This window comes from Enterobacter cloacae complex sp. IR5418 (genome assembly GCF_049238105.1).
In the GTDB taxonomy this organism is placed as follows: domain Bacteria; phylum Pseudomonadota; class Gammaproteobacteria; order Enterobacterales; family Enterobacteriaceae; genus Enterobacter; species Enterobacter hormaechei.
Window position 1 is genome coordinate 26,679 of sequence record NZ_JBMKHS010000023.1, and the last position, 18,634, is coordinate 45,312.

Genomic DNA, 18,634 nt, shown 5'->3' on the forward strand with positions numbered 1-18,634 from the left:
ATGCCATGAAACGATTAGCTCTGATGTTACTGGCGCTGGGGATGAACGTTCACGCCGCCACGCTTACGCTCAACGAGGCGCGTGCCCAGGGGCGCGTAGGGGAAACCCTGAGCGGCTATCTTGCGCCCGTTCAGCACGACGCTGAAACCCTGGCGCTGGTTAACCGTATCAACGCCGCACGTACGGAAAGTTATCAGCAACTGGCTGACAGTAATAATTTGCCCGTCGACGAGGTGGCGAAAATGGCGGGACAAAAGCTGGTGGCCCGCGCACAGCCGGGCGAGTACGTGAAGGGGATTAACGGCAAGTGGCTGAAAAAGTAACTACCGGTAACGCTTACGGTATTCGCCCGGCGAAACCCCGAAACGCTGCTTAAAGGCGGTGGAAAAATGGCTATGGTCGGTAAAGCCCCAGCTGTAGCCAATTCCCGCCAGCTTTTCGTCATCGCCAATGGAACGCAGCGCCTGAGCGCATAAATCGAGGCGACGGTTCTTAATATACTGCGCCACCACCAGCCCTTTCCCGGCAAACATGCGGTATAAGCTGCGCACGGACATCCCGCTCTCTGAGGCTATCCACTCCGGTCTTAACGCCTCCGACTGAATATGATCATCAATCAGGGACAGCACGTGGCGGAACTGACGCTCCTTGCGCGGCAGCACCTCGTCACGCTGCTGGAAGGCCGGACGCAACAGACACACCATCGCCTCCAGCGCCGCTTCGCTTTCACTGGCGCTCAGCTCGGCATTGCCCATGCTCTCCTGTAACAACCGGTAGCTTAGCTGCACGGTCGGCAGAGTGCGGGAGAGGGGCAGTGCGCAGCGCACTTCCTGAAAACGCGCGTGTTGCTCAATGAGTTGTCGCGGGAGCAGCAGCGAAATCTGGCGGGAACGCTCCTGCCAGAAAATGGAGCACGGGCGGGAGGCGTCAATCAGCGTGATATCTCCGGCTTTCAGCATCGCACGACGGTCGTCCTGTTCGATTCCGGCGCTGCCTTCCAGCTGAAATACGGTGTAGAACCAGGCGTCGTTGCCGTTTTTAATCTCCTGAGGGGTGCGAAACAGGTTAACGCCTGCGGCGGTCACCGTGCTCAGCTTCAGACTTTGGGTATAGCTGGTTTCCAGCTCACCGAAAAACGCCCCCTCTAACGGACGTGCCGCAAAGCGCCCACAAACCTGGTTAATTTGCGCCAGCCACTGCTGAAAATTGTCCTGTTCGCTTGCACACGCCATTGATTTTCTCGCTGCACCGTCACCGTTTACGCATTGTTGCATTTATGTTGCATTTTGTCAGGGCTACGAGGCTGACTATAGGAAAGAACACTCAAGGGTTACAGCGATATAAGCGGGAATTATCACGATTTGCGGAGCCTGTCACAGCTGACAAAGCGAATGTCACACAGACAAAAGCAGGAATGCGAAACCCCTCTTAGACTGCATACACACCCTGCGAAGCATAACGAAGGAGTACCCTATGTCCGAATCACACGTCGCCGTCCTGCCTGGCGTGCAGCAGTTTTTAGATCGTCAGCACGGCTTGTGGATTGAAGGGCGTCAGGCGGCATCCGATAGCGAAAAACGTCTGAACGTTTACAACCCGGCAACCGGCGAGGTCATTGCCTCCACCGCCGATGCCAGCGTCGACGATGTCGATCGTGCGGTGATGTCTGGCTGGCGCGCCTTTGTCGCCCGAAGCTGGGCCGGGCGGCTGCCGGCAGAGCGGGAACGCATCCTGCTGCGGTTTGCGGATCTGGTGGAACAGCATGGCGAAGAGCTGGCACAGCTCGAAACCCTGGAGCAGGGGAAATCGATTAACATTTCCCGCGCCTTCGAGGTGGGCTGCACCCTGAACTGGATGCGCTACACGGCGGGGCTGACCACCAAAATTGCTGGCAAAACCCTCGATCTCTCGATTCCACTGCCGCAGGGCGCGCGCTATCAGGCGTGGACGCGTAAAGAGCCGGTTGGGGTGGTGGCGGGGATTGAGCCGTGGAACTTCCCGCTGATGATTGGCATGTGGAAGGTGATGCCCGCGCTGGCGGCAGGCTGTTCCATCGTGATCAAACCTTCCGAAACCACGCCGCTCACCCTGTTACGAGTGGCTGAACTGGCGAGCGAGGCGGGGATCCCGGATGGCGTGTTCAATGTCGTGACCGGCAGTGGCGCCGTCTGTGGCGCGGCGCTGACCTCTCATCCGCGCATTGCCAAAGTGAGCTTTACCGGTTCGACGGCGACGGGCAAGCAGATTGCCCGCGCGGCGGCGGATACGCTAACGGGCGTGACGCTGGAGCTTGGCGGCAAAAATCCGGCCATCGTGCTGAAAGATGCCGATCCGGCATGGGTGATTGAAGGGCTGATGACCGGCAGCTTCCTGAATCAGGGGCAGGTCTGCGCGGCCAGTTCACGCATTTATATTGAGGCGCCGCTGTTCGACACGCTGGTCAGCGGGTTTGAACAGGCCGTGAAATCGCTGAGCGTCGGGCCGGGCATGTCGCCGGAGGCGTTTATCAATCCGCTGGTGTCACGCGCCCACTGCGATAAGGTTCAGGCGTTCCTCGATGAGGCGAAGGCGCACAATGCGGAGCTGATCGCCGGGAACCGGGGGCCAGACGGCAAAGGCTATTACGTTTCGCCAACGCTGGTGGTCAACCCGGATAATCATCTGCGCCTGACGCGGGAAGAGGTGTTCGGGCCGGTGGTGAACCTGGTCCGTGTGGCCGACGGGGAAGAGGCGCTTCAGCTGGCGAACGATACGGAGTATGGCTTAACGGCCAGCGTCTGGACGCAGAACATCAGCAAAGCGCTGGCGTACACCGACAGGCTACAGGCCGGAACCGTGTGGGTGAACAGCCACACGCTCATCGACGCCAACCTGCCGTTCGGCGGCATGAAGCAGTCCGGCACCGGGCGCGATTTCGGCCCCGACTGGCTGGATGGCTGGTGTGAAACGAAGTCGGTGTGTGTGCGGTATTAAAAAAAACGCCTTACCCGGCCTGCCGGATCGAGGTAAAGGTTGGTTTTGTAGGCCGGGTAAGCGCAGCGCCACCCGGCGTAACTTACAGCGACCACCGATCCCGCCCGGCCTCCTTCGCCCGATAGAGTGCCGCATCGGCGCGGGCAATGATTTCCGGGCCAGCCAGTCCTGCGGTATAGCCTGCGATGCCTGTACTCACCGTTACACATTCACTCACCTTCGACGCGCTGTGCGGAATGGCTGCGGTGCGCAGGCCCGCCTGGATCCGCGCGGCGACTTTCTCAGCAACGCTTGCTTCGCAATCAAAGAGGATCACCACAAACTCCTCGCCACCGTAGCGGGAGACCACATCCTCTGGCGTGCGCACCGAGGTGTTCAGCACCTCCGCCACCCGCGCGAGACACGCATCTCCCGCCTGGTGACCATAGGTGTCGTTATACAATTTGAAGTAATCGACATCCAGCATCAGCACCGCGAAGCGTTTGCCTTGCTCCACTGCATTTTCCAGCACCAGTTCCATCGCCCGACGGTTGGCCGTTTTCGTCAGCGGATCCTGATGGGCCAACGCATCCAGCCGCGAAATCAAACGCTGATTCTGCTGGTTGCGACGCCACGCCTCTTCAAACCAGCTCAACAGGATATAGCGTCCGCAAACGAGAATGAACGTGAAGACTACCCACGTCCCGACAAAGCGATAATTAATTTCCTGATTCAACAGCATGCTGGCAACAGGCATGGTGATCCACAGCGGAACCGTGAAGCAGAGCAGTGCCACCGGGTGAAAATAGAGCGCGGTCATGCCAGCCATCAGCAGGGTGACGAAGATGGGCCAGGGATGGGGAAGCTGTATGACATAGATAAACCAGTAACAACACAACGACCAGAGCACACCGCAGAGGAACAGTACCGCACTGACCCCGCGCATATGGCGCCAGGCCATTAGTACCAGCGCACCGTTCAGAATGATCACACCGAGCATGGTGGCATCAACAATCAACTGGAGATGCGGGGTAATGTGAAACAGGGTATCAATCTGGCCGAACAGCGAATTGCGCAGCAGGACCATAATCGCAAAGCTCGTGTTCACGAAGGCGAGCCACGGCAGGTTCACGGCCAGCCCGTGAACAACCATTGACTTACGGGTAGGCCATGTCGCCGGTTCGGGTGTGGCGTTATGTCGTTTTTCCATTGAAGCTCTTTTCCCTTCCGGGGGAGTGATATAAGGCAATATACCTTTAACTATAAGCAGGTTGAATTAATCATCAAACAGAGAGGCGATAAAAACCGGGCATTACGCCCGGTCGGTGGGTTATTTCTGCTCTTTTTTCTTGCCGAGCGTGGGCGTCTCGTCAAAGAAATTCCACGGCTTGAGTAACGTGTGCACCCATTCCGTCGGCATAATCGGCCACTCCTCGGCGCGGGCCACGTGGGTGGTGCCGGTGGTCATCCAGACGACGTTATCCTGGTCATTCAGCGACTCGTTATCTTTGCTGTACTGGCCGAGGCCCGTATCGTGAGTGGAACGGTTCGGGTATTTTCCCTCCGGGTACATCTCGTCGGGATGGTAACGCGTCACCCAAAGCTGTTTATCCATAAAGCTCAGGCGGTGATAAATCCAGTCGTCCGGGGCAAACTTCGCGCCGGACGCTACCGGGTGTGTACCTCCCGCGTAAGGGATGATCTGATACGAGACCGGGTTGCCCATGCGATTCTCTTTGCGGGTGTTGCTCAGCAGGCGGATGGTGCCAGGGTCGAACTTCTGCGCCGCTTGCTGTTCGGTATCAATGTCGTACTGATTAACCTGCATGGTGCTGGTGCGCGGGCCGCCAGCGGTGTTCGGTTTGACGTCCGGATCCATCGCCACCAGCTTGTTATTGATGCCGTCCACGTCCATATCCAGACGGAAGTTATAGATGTGCTGGTGCGTGGTCCCGACAATATTATGGTCGATCAGCGTGCCGTATTTCGTGTCATCCTTCGCGGTGGCATCATGCATGGTTTTCGTCTGCACACCTTTCACCGCTTCTATGCCCGTGGCCCCCGCATCAATGCCGATGGTGCCGTTTTCGTGGAATACCCAGTCGAAGATGTAATCGTAGTTACCCACGGTGCTGACCCAGCGCACCACCAGCTCGCGGCGTTCGGTGCTGACGTTGGGTTTACCTAACTCCTGGTGCTTATATTCCGGCCCGGCGTAACGCTCGAAAATGGCGATCGCCCGAGGGATCTCCATTGGCGCGCCGGTGTAATCCGGGATGGTTTCGTTGAGCATCACGGCGTTAGACGGCACGTCTTTGCCGCGCACCAGCGGTGAGGTCAGGGTACCCATGCCGTAGTCGCCGGAGTCCAGGTAGGCTTTAAAGTACCAGCCGATATCCGGGTCGCCGTACGGCACAATCATGCCGCCGAGCGATCCCTGATACATCACCTGCCGTTTTTTGCCATTGTCGTTATAGGTCACGGTGGAGATCATCGGGCCGACGCGGGAGTCCAGGCTCAGATGAAAATCCCAGTTCTGCCAGTGCACCATGTCCCCGGTGATGGTGTAGTTCTTGCCTTCCGGCTCGATAATCTCCAGCGGTTTTTTCACCGTTTCAACGCGGTCGCGGCCATCATACGGGCGCGGTGTGAGCGGCACCGGCACGACCGGGCCTTCCTCAATCTTCTGGATTTTCTTCTGCTCAAGATCCACCACCGCAACCAGATTTTCGATCGGGTGCGCCCAGTAGTTACCGTCACCCACGTCGAGATAGCTGATCACCTTCAGCAGGCGGTCTTCCTGTTTCAGCCCGTCCTTGCCGTCAAAAAAGCCGACGGTAAGCGGGGTGGTGATCACGTTCTTCGGGTCGGTAATGCCGCGCTTTTTCAGGACTGCTGCAAACTCCGGGCTTTCATTGATGATCTGCTGCACGGTATTGAAGTCATCCAGCAGCACCATGCCGTGCGCGTCTTTGATCGGCTCCCAGCGGAGGATCTTTTTGTCCTTCAGATCCACGCGGCTTTCGATGATGTGTTTGCCGTCAAGCATGACGATATTTGCCTGGCGGGGTGCATCCACCGCCGTGCCGTTCAGCACAAAATCCCACACTTTGGCTTTTTCTGGCTCCGCCAGCGCAATCTGGGTAAAGCGGGTATTGGGTTTAAAATCCGCAGAGGCCTTCACAATGGCCACGGCCAGTTTGATTTCATCAGCCGTTAGCGCGTTTAACGGGTGAGGGCGTTTTTCTACCTGGAATGTCTGATCAAGACCGGACTGAAAAACATCGTTGATAAAGGTCTCCGGAATATACGCCTTGTTGTCCTTCATCACCACGGGCACCTGGAGCGTCAGCGGTTTGCCGTTAACGATGGCGGTGTTTGCTCCGGGTTTGACCTTCACAAAGGCACCGTCTTTGGCGATGGTGAACATCTGGGCGTAATCATCCCACTGCACGTCCGCGCCAAACGCCTGAAGCGTTTTGTCCATCGGAACCATATGCGCCTCGCTGCCGTGAGCGTAAACAGGGGATTGCCAGGCGCAACAGAGCGCAACGGCGATGGCCAGTGCCGTTCTACGGGCAGAAAAAGAAGAATTGCTTCCCATCACAGACCTCATCTTGTTGTGTTTATTGTGTTGTGTCAGCCTTATCCTGACAGGCGCGCACGAAAAGCGTTTGCCTGCATCTGCCAGGTTGTTTGTTGGTCTTGCCAGGTTAAAAAAAGAGCGGGGATAAATCACAGGGTCGTGCAGATCAATCCCCTCTCCCCGGTGGGGAGAGGGTCAGGGTGAGGGGTGACGTTAGCTGAAATCACCCTGCTGGCGCGCCACCAGCGTCAGGATGGAGTAGAGCGCCACGGCCTGCTGGTGCTGGTTGAAAATCTCCACCGCCCATTCCACTACGCCGGTCGGTTTTTCCTCGGCAGTGCGCTGTTTCTTCAGCGTTTTGCGTTTACAGGTCAGGCGCACCTGAATGGTGTCGCCCGGTTTGACCGGCTCAATAAAGCGCAGGTTTTCCATGCCGTAGTTGGCAATCACCGGCCCAACGCCTGCGTCGACAAACAGCCCGGCCGCGGCGGAAATCAGGAAATAACCGTGCACCACGCGCTCGCCAAAAATCGACTCCGCCGCGCCAATTTTGTCCATATGGGCGTAGAAATGATCCCCGCTCAGGCAGGCAAAATTCACGATATCCGCTTCCGTGAGGGTACGGCGCGGAGTCAGCAGGCTGTCGCCTGGCTGCAACTCCTCGAAGTATTTGCGGAACGGATGAACGCGATCCTCCTGCACCCCCGCGCCACGTACCCACTGTTTGCCGATGGCGGCGAGCATGGACGGGCTGCCCTGAACGGCCGTGCGCTGAAGATAGTGCTTCACCGCGCGCAGGCCACCCAGCTCCTCGCCGCCGCCCGCGCGTCCGGGACCACCGTGCACCAGCTGCGGCAGTGGTGAGCCGTGTCCGGTGGACTCTTTGGCCGATTCTTCGTTGAGGATCTGAATACGCCCGTGGGCACGGGCTGTACCGGCAATAAACTGCCGCGCCACGTGGGTATCTGCCGTCACCAGCGTTCCCGCCAGGCTCCCGCCGCCCGCCCGCGCCAGCTGCATGGCGTGTTCGGTGTTACGGTACGGCATCAGGGTTGCGACCGGGCCAAAAGCCTCGGTGGAATGGACGGCTGGAGTCTCGTCCGGCTGCGGGCAGAACAGCAGGGTGGGCGGGAAGAATGCGCCAGCCGCCTGCAAATCGGCTTTGCCACCCAGACGTATCTGGCACCCCGCGGCAAGCAGATGATCGACTTTTTCCTGCACGTCGGCACGTTGCTCACTGTTGACCAGTGCGCCCATCTTTACCCCTTCCTGGGCCGGATCGCCGACGATCACTTTCTCCAGCCGCGCAATCAGCGCCTGGCTGACGGCTTCAACCTGCGCTTCCGGCACGATGATGCGGCGGATAGCAGTACATTTTTGCCCGGCTTTGGCGGTCATCTCGCGCACCACCTCGCGGATAAACAGCGCAAACTCCGGCTGCTCCGGCGTCACGTCCTTACCCAGCACGCAGCAGTTCAGGGAATCCGCTTCCATGGTAAACGGAATGGAATTCGCGACGATATTCGGGTGTACACGCAGGCTCTGCCCGGTGCTGGCCGACCCGGTAAACGTCGCCACGTCCTGGCTGTCGAGCTGGTTCAGCAGATCGCCTGCGCCACCGCAGATCAGGCTGATGGCGCCGTCCGGCACCAGTCCGCTTTCGACGATCGCTTTCACCATCGCCTGAGTCACCTGCGCAGTGGCGGTGGCGGGCTTGATGATGGCGGGCATCCCGGCAAGCCAGGTGGGGGCGAGCTTTTCCAGCATCCCCCAGCACGGGAAGTTGAACGCGTTAATATGCACCGCCACGCCGGATTTCGACGTTAAGACGTGGCGTGCCGCAAAGCCGCCTTCCTTCGATAGCGGGATCAGCTCATCCTCCGGCCACAGCGTGTCGTCCGGTAGCTCACGGCTGCCGAGGCTTGCGTAGGTGAAGAGGGTGCCGATACCGCCTTCAATATCCACCCAGCTGTCGGCCTTCGTCGCGCCGGTCTGGGCTGACAGGGCATAGAACCGATCCTTCTGGCTGAGCAGGTGTTTCGCGACCGCTTTCAACATGGCGGCGCGCTCGATAAAGCTCATTGCGCGAAGCGCTTCCCCGCCGTGTTCAATGGCGTAACGGCGCGCGGCCGCCATATCCAGCCCTTCGCTGGTGACCTCGAATAGCGTTTCCCCGCTAATGGCGTGGGTGATGGTGCGCGCGCGGCCCCGGCCTGATTGCCAGGTGCCGGACAAGAAGCTGGCTAACTGCTGCATTTCTTCTCTCCAGATGTTTCGTGATTTCACTATAAATAGTTTGATCGCGAATCATAAAAATCAAGCTGCGTTTTAATGAATTGTTAACGTTGTGATCTGCATTGCTTAGCGCTTGTGCTGTAGATGCTTGTTTTATGGACTTTTTATGAAAAGCCTTGCGAGCATTGTCACAAAATAAACAAACGCTCCTTGGGGTTATATTTAACCTTTGTGTAACTTTTAAGAAACCAAATGATTCACCATTTTGCAACTTGTGGTGATCTAACGAATCATAAAGGTGGTTATGTGACGCAAGAACAACGCTTTGAGCAACGCATCGCACAGGAGACGGCCATCGAGCCGCAGGACTGGATGCCGGAAGCCTACCGCAAGACGCTGATCCGCCAGATTGGACAGCACGCTCACTCTGAAATTGTTGGCATGCTGCCGGAAGGGAACTGGATCACCCGCGCGCCGACGCTGCGCCGGAAAGCCATTCTGCTGGCGAAGGTGCAGGATGAAGCCGGACACGGCCTGTACCTCTACAGCGCGGCGGAAACGCTGGGCTGCGCCCGGGAGGACATCTATCAAAAGATGCTCGACGGCAAGATGAAATACTCCTCCATCTTCAACTATCCGACTGTGAGCTGGGCCGATATCGGCGTCATTGGCTGGCTGGTGGACGGGGCGGCCATTGTGAACCAGGTGGCGCTGTGTCGTACCTCTTACGGTCCGTATGCCCGGGCGATGGTGAAAATCTGTAAAGAAGAGAGCTTCCACCAGCGTCAGGGTTTTGAGGCCTGCATGGCGCTGGCGCAGGGCAGTGAAGCCCAGCGGCAGATGTTGCAGGACGCCATCAACCGTTTCTGGTGGCCCGCGCTGATGATGTTCGGACCCAACGACGACAACTCCCCGAACAGCGCCCGCAGCCTGGCCTGGAAAATCAAACGCTTTGGCAACGATGAGCTTCGCCAGCGCTTCGTGGATAACACGGTGCCTCAGGTGGAGATGCTCGGCATGACCGTGCCGGACCCCGACCTGCGTTTCGATGAAGAGAGCGGTCACTACCGCTTCGGCGAAATCGACTGGCAGGAATTTGACGAGGTGATCAACGGGCGCGGCATCTGCAACCACGAACGTCTGGCCGCAAAACGTAAAGCCTGGGACGACGGCGCCTGGGTGCGTGAAGCCGCTCTGGCCCACGCGGAAAAACAACGCGCCCGCCAGGCCGCATAAGAGGAATCAACCATGAGCAATGTTTACTGGCCGCTATACGAAGTTTTTGTCCGTTCTAAGCAGGGGCTGTCGCACCGCCATGTGGGCAGCCTTCACGCTGCCGACGACCGCATGGCGCTGGAGAACGCGCGCGACGCCTATACCCGCCGCAGCGAAGGCTGCTCCATCTGGGTGGTGAAGGCGAGCGAAATTGTCGCTTCCCAGCCGGAAGAGAGCGGTGAGTTTTTCGATCCGGCGGAAAGCAAGGTTTACCGCCATCCGACCTTTTACACCATCCCTGATGGCATCGAGCATATGTGAGGTTGGGGATGAACAACGTATCTGCTTATGCCCTGCGTCTGGGCGACAACGGTCTGGTGCTCTCACAGCGTCTGGGCGCCTGGTGCGGCCACGCGCCGGAGCTGGAAATTGACCTGGCGCTCGCCAATATCGGCCTTGATCTGCTCGGGCAGGCGCGCAATTTCCTGACCTACGCCGCTGAACGGGAGGGGAAGGGCGATGAAGACGCTCTGGCCTATGGCCGCGATGAGCGTCAGTTCCGCAATCTGCTGCTGGTGGAACAGCCAAACGGCAGCTTCGCCGACACCATCGCCCGTCAGTACCTGATGGATGCGTGGAACGTGGCGCTGTACGAACGGCTGATCCACAGCCGTGACAGTCAGCTTGCCGCCATTGCCGCCAAAGCGATTAAAGAGGCGCGCTACCACCTGCGTTTTAGCCGCGGCTGGCTGGTGCGTCAGGGGGACGGGACAGAAACCTCTGCCCAAAAAATGCAGCAGGCGCTGGATAACCTGTGGCGCTTTACGGCCGAACTGTTCGACGCCGACGACGTCGAGCTGGCGCTGACAGAAGAGGGGGTGGCGGTTGATCCGCACGCCCTGCGGGAACCGTGGGAGCGCGAAGTGTTCGCCGGGCTGTCGGAAGCCACCCTCCGCGTGCCTGAAGAGGTGGCGTATCGCACGGGCGGCAAGAAGGGGCTGCATACCGAACATCTGGGGCCGATGCTGGCAGAGATGCAGTATCTCCAGCGCGTTTATCCCGGTCAGCAGTGGTAAAGGAGGACGCTATGCAACGCCTCGTCGACATTGCGCCTGCACAAATCCCGCAGATCTGGGCGCTGTTAAGCCAGATCCCCGACCCGGAAGTGCCCGTGCTGACCATCACCGACTTAGGCATGGTGCGCAGCGTGAAGGCGCAGGGGGAAGGCTGGGTCATCGGCTTCACGCCAACCTACTCGGGCTGCCCGGCAACGGAGCATCTGCTGGGGGCGATCCGCGAAACCCTGACCGGGAACGGCTTTGCCCCGGTACATATTGTGCTGCAACTGGAACCCGCCTGGACCACCGACTGGATGACCGAGGATGCCCGCAGGCGCCTGCGCGAATATGGCATCAGCCCGCCTGTCGGCCATAGCTGCCACGCCCACGTTCCCGCGGAGGTGAGTTGTCCGCGCTGTGCGAGCACCGATACCTCGCTTATCAGTGAATTTGGATCCACGGCCTGCAAAGCGCTCTACCGCTGCAATACCTGCCGTGAGCCATTCGACTATTTCAAATGTATTTGAGGCTGCCATGACAACGTTTCATTCATTAACAGTGGCAAAAGTGGAACCCGAAACCCGCGACGCGGTGACCATTACCTTTGCGGTGCCGCAGGCGTTGCAGGAGGCGTACCGCTTCCGTCCCGGTCAGCATCTGACCCTGAAAGCCAGCCCTGGCGGGGATGAACTGCGTCGCTGCTACTCCATCTGCCGGAGCACCGCCCCTGGGGAGATCAGCGTGGCGGTCAAAGCCATCGAAGGCGGGCGTTTTTCCCGCTATGCCCGGGATGAGATCAAACCGGGCATGGCGCTGGAGGTGATGGTACCCCAGGGGCAGTTTGGCTACCAGCCGCAGGCCGAACGCGAAGGCCACTATCTGGCGATTGCCGCCGGGTCCGGGATCACCCCGATGCTGGCGATTTTGTCCGCTACGCTGGCCACTGAAACCCACAGCCACTTCACCCTGATTTACGGCAACCGCAGCAGCCAGAGCATGATGTTCCGCCGGGCGCTGGCAGATCTGAAAGACAAATACCCGCAGCGTTTGCAGCTGATCGCCATCTTCAGCCAGGAGACGCTCGACAGCGATCTGCTCCATGGCCGCATTGACGGGGAAAAGCTCCAGGCGCTGGCAAAAACGCTGGTGAATTTCCGCCAGTACGATGAAGCCTTCATCTGTGGCCCGTCGGCGATGATGGACGAGGCCGAGGCGGCGCTGAAAGCACTGGGTATGCCGGAAAAAGCGATCCATCTTGAACGCTTTAATACGCCGGGCACCGCCGTTAAACGGACCGTCAGCGTGCAGGCCGACGGGCAGAAGGTCACCGTCCGCCAGGACGGACGCGACCGGGAAATCACCCTGACGGCGGATGACGAGAGCATTCTTGATGCTGCCCTGCGGCAGGGGGCGGATCTGCCTTACGCCTGCAAGGGCGGCGTGTGTGCCACCTGCAAATGCAAAGTGCTGCGCGGAAAAGTCGATATGGCGACCAACTACAGCCTGGAGCCAGACGAACTGGCGGCAGGCTATGTGCTGAGCTGTCAGGCGCTGCCGTTAACCGCTGACGTTATCGTCGATTTTGATGCGAAGGGGATGGCATGAGCGAACTGATTGTCACCCGTCATGGCCGCGTGTTGCAGCTGACCCTTAACCGTCCGGCGGCGCGCAATGCGCTCAACAATGCGCTGCTCACGCAAATCGCGGAGCAGCTAGAGATCGCCGCCGCGGATGCTGAGATCGCGGTCTGCGTGATTTACGGCAACGAACGCTGCTTTGCCGCCGGGGCCGATCTCAACGAAATGGCGGAGAAAGACCTGCCCGCCACCCTGAACGATATCCGTCCGCAGCTGTGGGCGCGGATTAACGCCTTCACTAAACCGCTGATCGCCGCGGTGAACGGCTTCGCGCTGGGAGCAGGCTGCGAGCTGGCGCTGCTCTGCGATGTGGTGATAGCCGGGGATAACGCCCGTTTTGGCCTGCCGGAAATCACCCTCGGGATCATGCCGGGCGCAGGCGGCACCCAGCGGCTGATCCGCAGCGTGGGCAAATCGCTGGCCAGCAAAATGGTGCTGACGGGCGAAAGCATCACGGCGGTTGAGGCGCACAGCGCCGGGCTGGTCAGCGACGTCTTCCCGGCCTCACTGACCCTGGAATACGCCCTTAAACAGGCGACGCTGATGGCGCGCCACTCGCCGCTGGCGCTACAGGCGGCGAAGCAGGCGCTACGCCAGTCGCAGGAAGTGCCGCTTCAGGCCGGGCTGGTGCAGGAGCGTCAGCTGTTTACGCTGCTGGCAGCCACCGACGATCGCCGGGAAGGGATCAACGCCTTTTTACAAAAACGCACCCCAGACTTTAAAGGACGCTAATTGTGGAATCTATTCTGAGCCATGTTGAGCAGGGCGTAATGACCATTACGCTGAACCGCCCGGAGCGCCTGAACAGCTTTAACGACGTCATGCACCAGCAGCTTTCCGACTGCCTGAAGCAGGCCGAGCGCGATGACACCATCCGCTGTCTGCTGATCACCGGGGCCGGACGCGGTTTCTGTGCCGGGCAGGATCTCAACGACCGTAACGTGGATCCGAACGGTCCCGCGCCGGATCTGGGCATGTCCGTAGAAACGTTTTACAACCCGCTGGTGCGCCGCTTAGCCCGGCTGCCGAAGCCGGTGATTTGCGCCGTGAACGGCGTGGCGGCGGGGGCGGGGGCCACGCTTGCGCTCGGCTGCGACATGGTGATCGCGGCCCGTTCAGCCAGTTTTGTGATGGCCTTCAGCAAGCTCGGGCTGGTGCCGGACTGCGGCGGAACCTGGCTGCTGCCGCGCGTGACCGGACGCGCCCGCGCCATGGGGCTGGCATTGCTGGGCGATAAGCTCAGCGCGGAACAGGCGCAGGCCTGGGGGATGATCTGGCAGGTGGTGGACGACGAAGAACTTTCCGCCACCGCACAGCAGATGGCGCTCCATTTTGCCTCGCAGCCGACCTTTGGCCTGGGCTTGATTAAGCAGGCGATCAACGCCGCCGAAACCAACACCCTCGACGCCCAGCTTGATCTGGAGCGCGACTATCAACGGCTGGCCGGACGCAGCGACGACTACCGGGAAGGCGTCAGCGCGTTCCTGGCAAAACGCGCGCCGAACTTTACGGGGAAATAAGATGGGGAATATCCATACGGTCGCCGTCATTGGCAGCGGCACCATGGGCGCCGGGATTGCCGAAGTGGCGGCCAGCCACGGTCATCCGGTTCTGGTGTATGACATTGACGTAGCGGCGATTTCCCGCGCCATCGACGGCATTCGCCAGCGGCTGTCCTCTCGCGTTGCGCGCGGAAAACTCTCTGCCGACGCCGGGGAACAGATCCTGGCCCGCCTGACGCCGGTGACGAATATCAATGCCCTGGCGAAAGCCGATCTGGTGATCGAGGCGGCCTCCGAGCGGCTTGAGGTGAAAAAGGCGCTGTTTAAACAGCTGGCAGAGGTCTGCCCGCCGCAGACGCTGCTTGCCAGTAACACCTCGTCTATTTCCGTCACCGCGATTGCGGCGGAGATAAGCCACCCTGAACGCGTCGCCGGGCTGCACTTCTTTAACCCCGCTCCGGTGATGAAGCTGGTGGAGGTGGTCAGCGGGCTGGCGACCTCTTCCGAAGTGGCCGATGCGCTGTGCGAACTGGCACTGCGCTGGGGAAAGCAGCCGGTGCGCTGCCAGTCCACGCCGGGGTTTATTGTCAATCGCGTGGCGCGTCCGTTCTACTCGGAAGCCTGGCGCGCGCTGGAGGAGCAGGTGGCCACACCCGAGGCGATCGACGCCGCCCTTCGTGAAGGCGGCGGTTTCCCGATGGGGCCGCTGGAGCTGACGGACATGATTGGTCAGGACGTCAACTTTGCCGTGACCTGCTCCGTGTTTAACGCCTTCTGGCAGGAGCGTCGTTTTCTGCCGTCGCTGGTGCAGCAGGAACTGGTGCTGGCGGGGCGTCTGGGCAAGAAAAGCGGGCAGGGCGTATACCGCTGGCAGGAGGAGAAACCCGCCGTCAGCTGGCTCGCCCCGGTCAGCGACAGCTTCAGCCCGATGCGCGCCAAGCGAAGAAGTGACGGCGTCACGGAAATTGATGATCTGTTGCTGATTGAAACGCAGGGTGAAACCGCACAGTCACTGGCGCTGCGCCACGGCTGCCCGGTGGTGGTGGTCGACCGTATCGAGCGGGATGTGGCCGTGATTGCCGCCGCGCCCGGCAACCCGCACTCCGCCACGCAGAAAGCCATTTACTGGTTGGAGCACCAGCAAAAACGGGTGCTTCAGATTGCCGATTACCCCGGCCTGCTGATCTGGCGCACGGTGGCGATGATTGCCAACGAAGCGCTGGATACCCTGCAAAAAGGGGTCGCCAGCGAGCAAGACATCGATACCGCCATGCGCTTAGGGGTCAACTATCCCTGTGGCCCCATCGCCTGGGGCGAGCGTCTGGGCTGGCAGCGTCTGTTAACCCTGCTGGAGAACCTGCAACGTCACTACGGCGAGGAACGCTATCGCCCCTGTTCACTGCTGCGCCAGCGTGCGCTTCTGGAGAGTAGTTATGAGTCATAACGCCTGGCATAACGCCCGCGCGATGTACGAACGAGACGCCTGCGCGCAGGCGATGGGGATGGACATTATCGACATGGGCGAGGGCTACGCGGTAGTGACCATGACCATCACCCCGCAGATGCTCAACGGCCATAAAACCTGCCACGGCGGACAGCTGTTCTCGCTGGCCGATACCGCCTTTGCCTACGCCTGCAACAGTCAGGGGCTGGCGGCGGTGGCCTCCGGTTGCGCCATCGACTTTCTGCGTCCGGGCTTTGCCGGAGATAAGCTCACCGCCACCGCGCGGGTGAAGCATCAGGGCAAACTGACCGGCGTCTACGACATTGAAATTCAGAACCAACACCAGAAAGCCGTCGCGCTGTTTCGCGGGAAATCGCACCGCACCGGCGGCAGTGTGACAGGAGAAGCCTGATGCGTGACGCATTTATTTGTGAGGGTGTGCGTACGCCGATCGGTCGTTACGGCGGCGGGTTGTCCAGCGTACGTGCCGATGACCTGGGGGCCGTGCCGCTGCGCGCGCTGCTGGCGCGTTATCCGCAGCTCGATCTGGAGCGCATAGATGACGTGATCTTCGGCTGCGCGAATCAGGCCGGAGAGGATAACCGCAACGTGGCGCGCATGTCGGCGTTGCTGGCCGGGCTGCCGCAGACGGTTTCCGGCACCACCATTAACCGTCTGTGCGGCTCGGGTCTGGATGCCCTTGGCTTTGCGGCGCGCGCCATTAAGGCCGGGGATGGCGATCTGCTGATTGCCGGTGGCGTCGAATCCATGTCCCGTGCGCCGTTCGTGATGGGCAAAGCCACGGCGGCGTTTCAGCGTCAGGCGGAGATCTTCGACACCACCATCGGCTGGCGATTTGTGAATCCGCTCATGCATCAGCAATACGGAACTGACAGCATGCCGGAAACGGCAGAGAATGTAGCGGAATTGTTAAATATCAGCCGTGCCGATCAGGACGCGTTTGCCCTGCGCAGCCAGCAGCGTACCGCGCGGGCGCAGCAGAATGGCGTACTGGCGCAGGAGATCATCCCGGTGCAGGTAGCCGGGAAAAAAGGGGCGGTAACGGAAGTGAGCATGGACGAGCATCCGCGCGCCGAAACCACCCTTGAACAGCTTGCCGCGCTGAAAACCCCGTTCCGCAAGAACGGTGTGGTGACGGCGGGGAATGCCTCCGGCGTGAACGACGGGGCGGCGGCGCTGATTATCGCCAGCGAGCCGATGGCGCTTGCCCAGGGATTAACCCCGCGCACCCGCATAGTGGCCATGGCGACCGCGGGTGTCGAGCCTCGCCTGATGGGATTAGGCCCGGTGCCCGCCACCCGCAAGGTGCTGGAGCGTGCCGGACTCAGTATCACCGATATGGACGTCATTGAGCTTAACGAAGCCTTTTCCGCACAGGCGCTGGGCGTGCTGCGTCAGTTGGGCTTGCCGGATGACGCGGAGCATGTCAACCCGAACGGCGGGGCAATCGCGTTAGGCCACCCGCTGGGAATGAGCGGAGCCAGACTGGCGCTGGCCGCAAGCAATGAATTGCACCGACGCGGCGGGCGCTACGCGCTGTGTACGATGTGCATCGGTGTGGGTCAGGGCATTGCCATGATCCTTGAGCGTGTTTGAGCGAACAATAATGTGAGTACCCTGCGATGATAAATACAACAAAGCTTGATCCGATCGAAACCGCGTCCATGGATGAGTTGCAGGCGTTGCAGACCGCGCGCCTGAAATGGACGCTGAACCACGCCTACCACAACGTTCCGATGTACAAACGCAAGTTTGATGCTGCGGGCGTTCACCCTGACGATTTTAACGAGCTGGCGGACCTGCAAAAATTCCCGTGCACCACCAAACAGGATCTGCGCGACAACTACCCGTTCGATACCTTTGCGGTGCCGATGGAGCAGGTGGTGCGTATCCACGCCTCGTCGGGCACCACCGGAAAGCCGACCGTGGTGGGGTATACCCAGAATGATATCGACAACTGGGCCAATATCGTCGCCCGTTCCCTGCGCGCCGCCGGGGGCAGCGCGAAGGATAAAATTCACGTCGCCTACGGTTACGGGTTGTTCACCGGCGGGCTGGGGGCGCACTACGGTGCTGAGCGTCTGGGGGCGACGGTGATCCCCATGTCCGGCGGCCAGACGGAGAAGCAGGCGCAGCTGATCCGCGATTTCCAGCCGGATATGATCATGGTGACGCCGTCTTACTGCCTGAACCTGATTGAAGAGCTGGAGCGGCAGATGGGCGGCGATGCCAGCGCCTGTTCCCTTCGCGTCGGCGTGTTTGGCGCCGAGCCGTGGACGCAGGCGATGCGCCGCGAAATTGAAAAACGGCTGGGCATTACCGCGCTGGATATTTATGGCCTCTCGGAGGTAATGGGGCCGGGCGTGGCGATGGAGTGTCTGGAAACCGCGGACGGCCCGACCATCTGGGAAGATCACTTCTACCCGGAGATCGTCAACCCGAATGACGGCACGCCGCTGGCCGACGGCGAGCAGGGCGAACTGCTGTTCACCACGCTGACCAAAGAGGCGCTGCCGGTGATCCGCTACCGCACCCGCGACCTGACGCGCCTGCTGCCGGGCACCGCACGTACCATGCGCCGGATGGATCGCATCAGCGGGCGCAGCGACGACATGCTCATCATTCGCGGCGTTAACGTCTTCCCGTCACAGCTGGAGGAGGAGATCGTCAAGTTCGAACACCTTTCGCCGCACTATCAGCTGGAGGTGAACCGCCGTGGGCATCTTGATTCACTTTCGGTGAAGGTCGAGCTGAAACAGAGCAGCTTAACGCTGACGCATGAGCAGCGCTGTCAGGTCTGCCACCAGTTGCGTCATCGGATCAAATCGATGGTGGGGATCTCAACCGACGTGATGATCGTTAACTGCGGCAGTATTCCACGCTCCGAGGGCAAAGCCTGCCGGGTATTTGATTTACGTAAGGTTGCGGCTAACGGTTAAAACACCTAACCCCTCATCCTAACCTTCTCCCCAGAGGGGAGAAGG

Annotated in this window: 17 protein-coding genes; 13 read left to right on the forward strand and 4 right to left on the reverse strand. The window is 60.1% G+C overall.

Annotated elements, in window-relative coordinates; translation table 11 throughout:
* The first annotated feature begins 5 nt into the window (after positions 1 to 5).
* A complete protein-coding gene (locus ACOTX7_RS16905) occupies positions 6 to 323 on the forward strand; it encodes a YdbL family protein (RefSeq protein ID WP_205922878.1) in 318 nt (105 codons plus the stop codon).
* On the opposite strand, the gene feaR is transcribed toward ACOTX7_RS16905, so the two are convergent.
* Positions 324 to 1,232, reverse strand: a complete 909-nt coding sequence (gene feaR / locus ACOTX7_RS16910; RefSeq protein ID WP_221255927.1) for a transcriptional regulator FeaR — start codon at positions 1,230 to 1,232, stop codon at positions 324 to 326.
* Positions 1,233 to 1,473: 241 nt separating this feature from the next.
* Between feaR and ACOTX7_RS16915 the strand changes: the two genes are divergently transcribed.
* On the forward strand, positions 1,474 to 2,973 hold the full coding sequence (locus ACOTX7_RS16915; RefSeq protein ID WP_221255928.1) for an aldehyde dehydrogenase family protein: 1,500 nt from the start codon (positions 1,474 to 1,476) through the stop codon (positions 2,971 to 2,973).
* A gap of 82 nt (positions 2,974 to 3,055) precedes the next feature.
* Here ACOTX7_RS16915 and ACOTX7_RS16920 read toward each other — a convergent pair whose 3' ends face one another.
* The 3 genes from ACOTX7_RS16920 to paaZ form a co-directional block, all read right to left on the reverse strand.
* Complete coding sequence (locus tag ACOTX7_RS16920; RefSeq protein ID WP_006808829.1) at positions 3,056 to 4,162, reverse strand: GGDEF domain-containing protein; 1,107 nt, start codon at positions 4,160 to 4,162, stop codon at positions 3,056 to 3,058.
* Between the two features lie 120 nt (positions 4,163 to 4,282).
* Entirely contained in the window at positions 4,283 to 6,556 is a 2,274-nt protein-coding gene (gene tynA, locus ACOTX7_RS16925; protein WP_421626140.1) for a primary-amine oxidase, read from the reverse strand.
* Positions 6,557 to 6,751: 195 nt separating this feature from the next.
* Positions 6,752 to 8,794: a phenylacetic acid degradation bifunctional protein PaaZ gene (paaZ, locus tag ACOTX7_RS16930; protein ID WP_221813600.1), complete on the reverse strand. Its 2,043-nt coding sequence runs from the start codon at positions 8,792 to 8,794 to the stop codon at positions 6,752 to 6,754.
* Positions 8,795 to 9,079: 285 nt separating this feature from the next.
* Here paaZ and paaA point away from each other — a divergent pair, with 285 nt between their 5' ends.
* From paaA to paaK, 11 genes are read left to right on the forward strand one after another with little or no spacing between them, the layout of a single operon-like run.
* Complete coding sequence (gene paaA, locus ACOTX7_RS16935) at positions 9,080 to 10,009, forward strand: 1,2-phenylacetyl-CoA epoxidase subunit PaaA (protein ID WP_221255931.1); 930 nt, start codon at positions 9,080 to 9,082, stop codon at positions 10,007 to 10,009.
* Positions 10,010 to 10,021: 12 nt separating this feature from the next.
* The gene (gene paaB, locus ACOTX7_RS16940) at positions 10,022 to 10,309 is read left to right on the forward strand and encodes a 1,2-phenylacetyl-CoA epoxidase subunit PaaB (protein WP_003857353.1); all 288 of its coding nucleotides are present in this window, start codon (positions 10,022 to 10,024) and stop codon (positions 10,307 to 10,309) included.
* An 8-nt stretch (positions 10,310 to 10,317) separates the two neighbouring features.
* The gene (gene paaC / locus ACOTX7_RS16945) at positions 10,318 to 11,064 is read left to right on the forward strand and encodes a 1,2-phenylacetyl-CoA epoxidase subunit PaaC (protein ID WP_221255932.1); all 747 of its coding nucleotides are present in this window, start codon (positions 10,318 to 10,320) and stop codon (positions 11,062 to 11,064) included.
* Positions 11,065 to 11,075: 11 nt separating this feature from the next.
* A complete protein-coding gene (paaD, locus tag ACOTX7_RS16950) occupies positions 11,076 to 11,573 on the forward strand; it encodes a 1,2-phenylacetyl-CoA epoxidase subunit PaaD (protein ID WP_032673482.1) in 498 nt (165 codons plus the stop codon).
* Between the two features lie 7 nt (positions 11,574 to 11,580).
* A complete protein-coding gene (gene paaE, locus ACOTX7_RS16955) occupies positions 11,581 to 12,651 on the forward strand; it encodes a 1,2-phenylacetyl-CoA epoxidase subunit PaaE (protein ID WP_047354722.1) in 1,071 nt (356 codons plus the stop codon).
* The gene (gene paaF, locus ACOTX7_RS16960; RefSeq protein WP_221255933.1) at positions 12,648 to 13,415 is read left to right on the forward strand and encodes a 2,3-dehydroadipyl-CoA hydratase PaaF; all 768 of its coding nucleotides are present in this window, start codon (positions 12,648 to 12,650) and stop codon (positions 13,413 to 13,415) included. The genes paaE and paaF overlap by 4 nt, the downstream gene beginning before the upstream one ends.
* Positions 13,415 to 14,203: a 2-(1,2-epoxy-1,2-dihydrophenyl)acetyl-CoA isomerase PaaG gene (gene paaG / locus ACOTX7_RS16965; protein ID WP_205922904.1), complete on the forward strand. Its 789-nt coding sequence runs from the start codon at positions 13,415 to 13,417 to the stop codon at positions 14,201 to 14,203. The genes paaF and paaG overlap by 1 nt, the downstream gene beginning before the upstream one ends.
* Before the next feature lies 1 nt (position 14,204).
* A complete protein-coding gene (gene paaH / locus ACOTX7_RS16970) occupies positions 14,205 to 15,629 on the forward strand; it encodes a 3-hydroxyacyl-CoA dehydrogenase PaaH (protein ID WP_221255934.1) in 1,425 nt (474 codons plus the stop codon).
* Positions 15,619 to 16,041 (forward strand): hydroxyphenylacetyl-CoA thioesterase PaaI, encoded by a 423-nt coding sequence (gene paaI / locus ACOTX7_RS16975; protein ID WP_006808819.1) that lies wholly within the window; start codon positions 15,619 to 15,621, stop codon positions 16,039 to 16,041. The genes paaH and paaI overlap by 11 nt, the downstream gene beginning before the upstream one ends.
* Positions 16,041 to 17,246, forward strand: coding sequence for a 3-oxoadipyl-CoA thiolase (pcaF, locus tag ACOTX7_RS16980; protein ID WP_221255935.1), 1,206 nt, complete (start codon positions 16,041 to 16,043; stop codon positions 17,244 to 17,246). The genes paaI and pcaF overlap by 1 nt, the downstream gene beginning before the upstream one ends.
* A 26-nt stretch (positions 17,247 to 17,272) precedes the next feature.
* Positions 17,273 to 18,589: a phenylacetate--CoA ligase PaaK gene (gene paaK, locus ACOTX7_RS16985; protein WP_006808817.1), complete on the forward strand. Its 1,317-nt coding sequence runs from the start codon at positions 17,273 to 17,275 to the stop codon at positions 18,587 to 18,589.
* The last annotated feature ends 45 nt before the right edge of the window (positions 18,590 to 18,634 follow it).